This is a genomic window from Zhongshania sp. (assembly GCF_041623545.1).
In the GTDB taxonomy this organism is placed as follows: Bacteria; Pseudomonadota; Gammaproteobacteria; order Pseudomonadales; family Spongiibacteraceae; genus Spongiibacter.
On record NZ_JBFJWS010000170.1, the window covers coordinates 1 to 6,817 of the forward strand.

The 6,817-nt window shown below is 49.1% G+C and carries 5 protein-coding genes; 4 read left to right on the plus strand and 1 reads right to left on the minus strand.

Going from position 1 to position 6,817, the window contains the following annotated elements; genetic code table 11:
* Window positions 1-366 precede the first annotated feature (366 nt).
* Window positions 367-999 (minus strand): TetR/AcrR family transcriptional regulator, encoded by a 633-nt coding sequence (locus tag ABYT30_RS13440; protein ID WP_373082988.1) that lies wholly within the window; start codon window positions 997-999, stop codon window positions 367-369.
* A gap of 288 nt (window positions 1,000-1,287) precedes the next feature.
* On the opposite strand from ABYT30_RS13440, the gene ABYT30_RS13445 reads away from it, so the two are divergent.
* Genes ABYT30_RS13445 through ABYT30_RS13460 form a run of 4 tightly spaced genes read left to right on the plus strand, consistent with a single transcriptional unit; the run spans window position 1,288 to window position 6,679 of the window.
* A complete protein-coding gene (locus tag ABYT30_RS13445; protein WP_373096956.1) occupies window positions 1,288-3,858 on the plus strand; it encodes an RND family transporter in 2,571 nt (856 codons plus the stop codon).
* A 31-nt stretch (window positions 3,859-3,889) separates the two neighbouring features.
* Window positions 3,890-4,774 (plus strand): outer membrane lipoprotein-sorting protein, encoded by an 885-nt coding sequence (locus ABYT30_RS13450; RefSeq protein ID WP_373096958.1) that lies wholly within the window; start codon window positions 3,890-3,892, stop codon window positions 4,772-4,774.
* Window positions 4,771-6,102, plus strand: coding sequence for a hypothetical protein (locus tag ABYT30_RS13455; protein ID WP_373096960.1), 1,332 nt, complete (start codon window positions 4,771-4,773; stop codon window positions 6,100-6,102). Before ABYT30_RS13450 ends, ABYT30_RS13455 begins: the two co-directional genes overlap by 4 nt.
* A complete protein-coding gene (locus tag ABYT30_RS13460; RefSeq protein WP_373082148.1) occupies window positions 6,092-6,679 on the plus strand; it encodes a TetR/AcrR family transcriptional regulator in 588 nt (195 codons plus the stop codon). Before ABYT30_RS13455 ends, ABYT30_RS13460 begins: the two co-directional genes overlap by 11 nt.
* Window positions 6,680-6,817 lie beyond the last annotated feature (138 nt).

Below are 6,817 nucleotides of genomic sequence, written 5' to 3' on the forward strand. Positions count from 1 at the left end.
CCACTCAATAGCCTCGACTTCCCAGCTCCGCGAGTGGCTTTAGCAACGCTCAAAGTGCCAAGAGACTACCCAATTATTGGTATTACCATGAAACGAATATACGGCACAAAAAAACTGACGTCAATTCAATTATTGTGAGTCAGCCGCAGCCTAGAGCTTGCCGAAAATAGCCCAACACGGATGGAAATAAGAATTATAAAAGCGGGGAGAACCTAGTATTAGCTACCTCCGCAGGGCTTGGCTTACGCAAATACCGTGATGCCAACCTAAAAATCACCAGCCCCGCGGCGGGCTTAACGAGGCTAGGAATTGTGAGCACAGACTGACCAATGTAAATGAGCAAGCTGCGAATAATACAAAGCGCCGCTACGATGGACCGCCTTTCATAATTTCGCAGATCATTTCAACAATACCCGCGCTCAGCAGTTTTCTGGTTTGCTTTGAGGCGCCACGAGTAATCCCGATTTCATGCTGGGCGGCAATAGCCCCCATCGCGGCATGCACACCAATCGAGATTTGATAAGGGTGTTCCAATGAAGGGTTCAAGCGGGCGATTTTCTTTCCTAATTTTTGCAAAATATCCCGGGTCGTCTCTACCCGTACATTGAGGAAGCGCACATTACCTTGATCTGCCTCAAGATTACGGATCCGTAACTCTACTTGGTACTTAGCCCAAAGCTGATTATAGGTATCGACAAACCGCTGAACCTGCGCAGTAAGGTTCTCATGATCCCAATCTTCATCAAGGATTTCGTGAAGATCGCCCAGATCCAAGGCCGCCGCCTTCACACAGGCAAATAGCACATCTTCGATGTCTTCAAAATAGACGTAAAATGAGGAGCTCGATACACCAGCCTCCTGGGCTACTTCAGAAACCGTTATATCTTTATAAGAGCGGTTTTCTAGCATTTTCAGCGTGACATCCATAATCTTCTGCCGGGTTTCTTTACCCTTACGCCCCATTTTCTGGCCATGTTGATTGCGAATTTCAGCGGTCACGTAACTTAATCCTAGAGAGTCGTCGACAATAATGGATGTTAACGCATAGTTAACGGTCTATCAATTTACGCGCTTTGGCGTAATTTAAATATACCTGAATTATCAGTTGCTTAGCTACCCACTCCAGTCTCGCCCTGTGTATCAATCCGAGCACTCGTGCTGCAATATTTATCACAGCGTAAAAGATGGACGTTAATTAACCCAAACCAACAGACCCATGCATTGAAAACCAACCAGTCGGTCTGTACAGTCATATCATCAATCGTCCTCCGCATACTGGTGTAATCTGTGCAAAAACTGTCATCGCGACTTAGCTACCTATTCGAAGCCATTCCTAGCACGCTGCGCCCCTATCGCTGGCTTTGTATTGCGCTATTCATTGCCACGTCCGTCGTGATGAGCATTGGCATCGCCAAGAATTTTGTAGTGAACATGTCGCCAGAGGTCTGGTTTGAAGAGGGCGCAGCGCCCCTTGAGATTAGGAATGCCTTTCGGCAGCATTTTGGCAGTGACGAAGGTGTATACATTGTCTATAAACCGGAATCCGGCGATGTTTTTTCGGACACTGCGCTGCGCACCCTCGCCGCATTACACCAGGAAATCGAAGCCGCCAGTTTACACCCAGAGCCGAACGAATTAGCCCGCATTGTGCAAGTTGATAGCCTTATCAACGCGCGCTATCAAATCGCCGACGGCGACACCTTAACCGCAAAGAAGCTGATTGGTAATAGCCTACCCAGCACTGACAGCGAGCGCGAAAATCGCCGCGCCATTGCGCTCAGTCAAGACAGCTTTGCTCGCGTATTCCACTCCCAAGATTTTATATACGGCGGTATTCGCCTAAAAACCAATTTTGGCGCCGTACCGACTGATAATGACTTTAATAGCGCATTAGCGGATACCACAAATCTACTCCAGACCGATTCTTTTGATTTTGGTTTAGATGCGACTGCACCCCTCGCGGTTGATAGCAGTGCGGAAGTCAGCGACGTCGAGTTTGTCTCAGTGCAGCTAGACGAATACCTCCGGTTCATGACTGCGCTTAGAGTGATTACGGAGCAAGAAAAATATGCTGGGTTTGAACTCCACTTTGTCGGCAATCCGGTGACGATGGAATTCATAATGAAAAGCATTGTAGAAGCCGCAGAGCTATTGCTGGCAATGGTCGCACTGGTGGTAATTCTGCTATGGCTATTATTTCGCTCCTTTAGCGCCGTCGTATGGCCACTATTGGTTGTGGTTATCTCCGCACTGTGGGCGATTGGACTAGGTAGCTGGCTGGGCATGGCCTACACCACGATGTTAGCGCTCACTTTTATGCTCGTGCTCGCTGTTGGTATAGCCAGCTGTGTGCACGTGCTAAGCGCCTATACCCTGTTCAGTCGGGAAGGTAAAAATCACGAACAAGCCATGAGCTTAGCCTACCGAAAAACGGGCACGCCGATTCTTCTCACCTCACTGACCACCATGGTCGGTATGTTGGCACTCACTCTCACAGACATGCCTATTATCGCTACATTCGGCATAACCTCGGCACTTGCGGTGGGCTTTGCGTTTTTGCTGATTTTTGGGCTATTACCGGCATTATTGGATATTTGGCACCCACGTCTTGCTGCCCAAAACGATATTACTTCGCAAGGTAAGAAGCCGCTTATCGACTTGCAGCCTATGTTAGCTTGGATTGCAGGCTTTACGGAGCGCCGCGCCAAATCCATTGTTGTTGCCTACATTGGTATTTTTATACTGCTGATCTACGGGGCATTAGAATTAAAAATCGATACTAATTTTTCCAAACTAGCGAGGGAAGGCACTCCCGTCGATATTGCAATGAAGGTAGTAGATAAAGACATGATGGGCGGCATGGGCCTTGAGGTATTAATGGACTTTAAAGAAAACGACGCCCTGAAAGATCCCCGTGTATTACAAGCAATTAGCGACTTGCAGAGTCATATTAAGGACAACTATTCGGACAAAGTCGTCAAAACCTTATCGCTCGCAAACATTGTGCAAGACAGCAATCAGGTAATGCACAATAATGACCCGAGCTACCACCGCATTCCCAGCGACCCGCAGCTTGCTGCGCAACTCCTGTATTTGTTCAATAATGCTAACCCAGCCGATCGCCGCGAATTGGTCAGTGACAATTACGACACCAGCCACATCTCGTTCATGCTAAGAAATGCAGGCACGAATGAATACACCCCCTTCTTTGATCAATTAGATCGGGACGTTGAGCGTATTTTTGGCCCGCTCAAAGCCGACTACCCCGACATGACGATTAACACCACTGGCACATTTCATCTGATGATGGAGCTTATGGACCACGTGGCATGGACGCAATTAAAGAGCTTTAGCTTTGCGCTGATTATTATCACGGTATTAATGATACTCACCCTCGGCTCACCCCAGGCTGGCGTCATCTCGATGATTCCAAACCTCCTGCCGGCGGTATTCACCTTCGGCGTTATGGGTTGGTTTGGCGTTCCCCTCGACAGCGACACGCTACTTGTTGCGCCAATAATTATTGGCCTAGCCGTCGACGATACGATTCATTTTCTTACCCACTACCGCTACGCGTGGATTGAAAGCGGAAATGTTGGCGTCGCGGTGCGAACCACATTACGAGAAGTAGGTCAGGCCGTCGTGTTCACCAGTTTAATTCTGGGCTTGGGATTTGCCGTTCTCGGCTTTGCCGGTTACCTAGGGCTCGCCAAGCCGGGCCTATTTGGCGCATTGGCTATCTTCGTTGCCTCGCTGTCAGACCTGTTATTTTTGCCCGCATTAATGCATTGGCTCAAGCCCAACCTAGGCCGCGACAAACTGCTCAAGCATGAGCTGACGACCGGCTCTCAAGCATGATACTTAATAATCAAATAATGGAGTTAAGCAAATGTTGAAAATAAAATCATTTATGCTCGGCACGCTATGTAGCCTTGCCACACTGGGCCTTAGCGCCAGTGAGCAAAGCGGCCATGCCATTATGGAAAAAATGGATCGGCAGCAGCGCGAAATTTCTGACGGCACGATGATGCGCATGCAATTATCTACCTGCAAATTTGGCCATAAAAACAAGCAGATTAGCTGTGTCGATACGCCTCGCGTAAAAGTACTGGAATCGGTTTCCAAGCAATATGGCCCCCAGAAAAAAGACAGCAAGGGTATTTCCATTGTCCTCGAACCAGCGAGCGAACGCGGTATTGGCATGCTTACCTACAACTACGACGACACCACTAAAGATACAGAATCATGGCTGTATCTGTCGGCACTCGGCAAGGTCAAGCGTATGGCCAGTGGCAATGGCGAAGACAGTGAACCAGTCTCGGTGTTCGGTTCTGAATTCACTACCGAAGACATGGAGAGCGGCAACACTGATGAATACACCTACCAAATATTGCAGGCAGGGCCCTTTGGCGATCGCCAGGTTTGGGTTATAGAAGCGACGCCCAAGCCTGTACGTGCAGCAAAAACAGAATACAGCAAGCTGCTTTACTGGGTCGATCAGGAACGCTACACCCTGCTTAAGGCCCAAACCTACGACAAGCGCGGCAAACCCTTTAAGCAAATACTATTCAAGGATATTGAGAAAATTAACGACTACTGGCTTGCCAGAGACGTTACCCTCATCAATCTGCAGTCCCAGCGACTGTCCAATATGAAAACTGAATCGATTACCATGAACGTCACCGTAGACGACGAGTTTCTGACCCAGCGCACCCTCACCGACTTTGCCTTTCGCGAAAAAACCCTTGAAGCATTGAGAAAGAATTTCCAATGAAAAAGCCAAGCACGCTGCATAAGTTCACTACTGTTACTGCACTGTGTTGCTCCCTTGCGGCGCACGCCGATGATTTTCTTGGCGGCGACGATTTCGCCTTTGATTCATCTGCGCTAGAAGTGAACGAGTCCAGTTGGACCGACGGTTTTAAAACGGCGCTGGAACACAGCCACACGCAAATTCCCGGCGATGCTAGCCGCGAACAAAGCAGTGTGCGTGTGGTATACGAAGGTAATGTCGCCGAGGGTGTGTACCTGAACGTAGATAATCGATATCGCTACTTTTGGCACAATGATGATCTCGCAGAAAATCGCGGCGACGCCTACGGGCACAACAAGTTGCAACGCGCATGGCTGCAATACAGCCGGGGGGCCTGCTCAAGCACACTCGGGCGACAAACTCTAATCTGGGGAACCGTTGAAGGCACCTTTGTCACCGACATCGTCACCCCCTTTGATTACACCGAACAGCTACTAACGGACTACGGCAGTGTACGCCTTGCCCAGGATATGCTCGTTGGTGAATGTTTTTCTAGTCAAAGCCAGTTACAGGTGTTCTACACACCCGAAGCTCGCACGGACATCTACCAACATCATCCACTCATCGTCGATATCGCGCCGGGCTTTCCCCGCGCCAGGCTCGACATTGACCCTGAAGAAGAATGGGGCTTGCGCTACAAATGGCTCGGGGACGGCTACGACTTAAGCCTAATGTATGCGAGGCTCTACGATAATAATCCCACGCCCATGCTAAGAGGTGACGCCGGCCCGAGCCCAGCGGACATTATCGGCGGAGCACTTGGGCAGATCACCGGCGACAACGCAATTCCGGACGGCTACCGCGTTGAACCAGCCTTGGCGCAATTCAATCTTGTTGGCGCCGCTAGCGCCATCGCTATTGGCCGTTTATTACTCAAGGTAGAGGCCGCCTATCGCAGCGAACAACTGATCGCCTTCAGTGATGACACGACAGAACGCTACGACGCTGCAGTGGGGTTTGAATACACCACCACAAGCAATCACATTATTAATGCCGGTATTTGGGGCACCCATTTAAGTAACGATGCGATTGCGGTAAATGATACTCAAGTACTCAGCCTAGGTTGGCGCAAAACCTTTCTAAACGACAACTTAGTGATGAGCTTACTAGGCAACTGGTCGTCGAACCCCCGCTTTGCCAGCGCAACCATTCTTGCTGATTACAGGTGGAACGATTACTGGAGTACCGCTTTCGCGATAAGCGCCGCCGACCTAGGCGAACTCGGCGAGAATAACCCCATTGTGGCCGCCGAAGAGTCTGCAACAATGAGTATTAAATATGAATTCTGATGTCCGCCGCCAAAAAATAATTGACGCCGCCATTACAGTATTATTAGAAAAAGGCGTCGCCGCCAGTCGTATGAACGATTTTGTCAACGCATCAGGTTTGAGCAAGGGCGGCGTATACCACCATTTCGACAGCAAAGAAGATCTTCTCATTGGCGTGCTGAATAGCTTTTTAGAGAATAACCTCGATCGCATCAAATTAGACATCAACCCCAATGAGTCAGCCTACGAACAACTCAAGCGTTTAATGCACGGCCACGAAGAGCTCATGATTGAACTCGGTAAATACAATCAGTTATTTTTAGACTTCTTTGCGCAAGCAAAATTTTTACCGCGTTTTCGCGAACTAATGCATTATCAATATCAGCTTTTCCACACCTTGCTCGCTGACATCATCCGGCTCGGAATTAAGCAAAAGGAATTCAAATCAACAACCGATGCCAATGCAATTGCCTCAGGCTTACGCGGGGTATTCGACGGCATTGGTATTGCATTGATGATTGCCCCAGAGAAGATTGATTTCCCCCGCTATGCCATTGACAGTGCAATGGCAATGGTCGATGGCATACTAAAAAAGTAATATCGTCGTCTAGGCTTGCGCTACCTTTGCGGAAACAGCCAGAGCCTTTTTACGTCCCATGTCTGGTTTTAACCAGTGCATTAGCGCCGGCAAGAAAAACAAATCTGACAGTAAGGCTACCATGATTGCCGCAAACCC